Source organism: Treponema ruminis (assembly GCF_014201975.1).
Classification (GTDB): Bacteria; Spirochaetota; Spirochaetia; order Treponematales; family Treponemataceae; genus Treponema_D; species Treponema_D ruminis.
This window is the reverse complement of sequence record NZ_JACHFQ010000015.1, coordinates 1-1,486: the sequence shown is the minus strand read 5'-3', so window position 1 is coordinate 1,486 and position 1,486 is coordinate 1. Positions and strand designations below refer to the sequence as shown.

Annotated in this window: 2 protein-coding genes; both read left to right on the top strand. The window is 36.7% G+C overall.

Annotated elements, in window-relative coordinates; genetic code table 11:
• The first annotated feature begins 165 nt into the window (after positions 1 to 165).
• Positions 166 to 636, top strand: a complete 471-nt coding sequence (locus HNP76_RS14220; RefSeq protein ID WP_184661735.1) for a helix-turn-helix domain-containing protein — start codon at positions 166 to 168, stop codon at positions 634 to 636.
• On the top strand, positions 525 to 1,412 hold the full coding sequence (locus tag HNP76_RS14215) for an IS3 family transposase (protein WP_184661737.1): 888 nt from the start codon (positions 525 to 527) through the stop codon (positions 1,410 to 1,412). Before HNP76_RS14220 ends, HNP76_RS14215 begins: the two co-directional genes overlap by 112 nt.
• Positions 1,413 to 1,486: the final 74 nt, after the last annotated feature.

The window sequence follows — 1,486 nt, the reverse complement described above, 5'->3', positions numbered from 1 at the left end:
TGGTCTGACCCCCATTTACGTTACGCTTTTTAAGGGATGAACCCCATATAAGGTTACACCTTATAAAGTACTGAACCCAATTATAGGTTACAAATTTCGTGTTTTGGGACCAACATGAAATGACTGAACCCATTTATAGGTGACGTTTTTTTGCAAGGAGTTTTTATGAATGTAAGCCCTGCAACAAAAGCGGCTGCAATTTCTGATTATATGGCTGGTAAAGGCGGATATTTTCAGATTGCTAGAGAGTATGGAATTTCTCCATGTACCTTAAAGAAATGGGTTGAATCACCGGAAAAAGCCTTAAATCAAGCTTCTCAAAAAGGTATAATCGAATTACAAAGTTCTAAAAGCGATTATACGGGACTTATTGAGAGGAATGAATTGAAAAGCGAAGAACCTGAATTTAGGACAAAAGATGCCGAAATTCGATATCTAAGAGATAAGGTAGCCTACCTTGAAACGCTTACTGAATTGATGGGATATAATCCCAAAGAGATTCCTAAAAAAAAAGATTCGAATGCATTCTCCATCTTCTCAGATCAGGACGATGTACAAACATCACCCGACTCTGCTCTGTCGCAGGAGTCACCAGAAAATGTTTCTACGAATACGTCCAAAACCGAGAAAAAGTAAATCCTGACGCAGAATTGATAAAGCTTATTGGATCGATTCAGACGCAGCTAGATTATACTCTTGGCTATAGAGCTATGACCAGAAAGCTTATTTCTATGGGGTATTTGATAAATCATAAGAAAGTAGCTCGAATAATGCGTGAAAACTGCCTTAATTCGGTCGTAAGACGTAAAAAATATAGTCCGGAAGTATATGCGAGACGTAAACAGCTAAAAGAAACTGTACCGGCAAATGTGTTGAACAGAAACTTTTTTAGCCCGTATCCGAGATCAATATTTGTAACGGATATTACATATCTTTATACAAGTGATGGTGTTTATTATCTGAACATCATAGAAGACCTGTATAACCGCGAAGTCGTTGCCTGGAAAATTGGTTCAAGTCCTGATTCATATCTGTGTATTGAAACTGTAAGATTGCTGTCTGAATCAATTGATTTAACGGATACCATAATTCATTCAGATCAAGGCAGTTCTTATACAAGTTATGATTACAGAGATTTTCTTGTATCACTTGGAATTACACAGAGCTGTTCTGACGTTGGCGAATGCTGGGATAATGCAGCAATGGAATCCTTTAATTCAATTTTGAAAACAGAAGGATTCTATGCGAAATGGACTAAGAAAGCATTTAAGGAATGCAGGATTCCTTCTCAGGATGTATTTGAACAAGTAAGGAATTTTATTCTGTATTACAACAATTTCAGGCTTAAGAAACAATTAGGAGATCTCTCCCCTGCTATGTTTCTTGAAAAATATCCACTAGGAAAAGAATAAGGGTTGACCTAAACAACTATTTTTAGGATTATTGAAATCAGCAAAAAAACGTCACCTATTAGGGGTTCATGTCA

What these genes read in the sequence shown, in the direction of transcription:
- HNP76_RS14220 (WP_184661735.1), top strand. Translation starts at nt 166, where the DNA reads ATGAATGTAAGCCCTGCAACAAAAGCGGCTGCAATTTCTGATTATATG.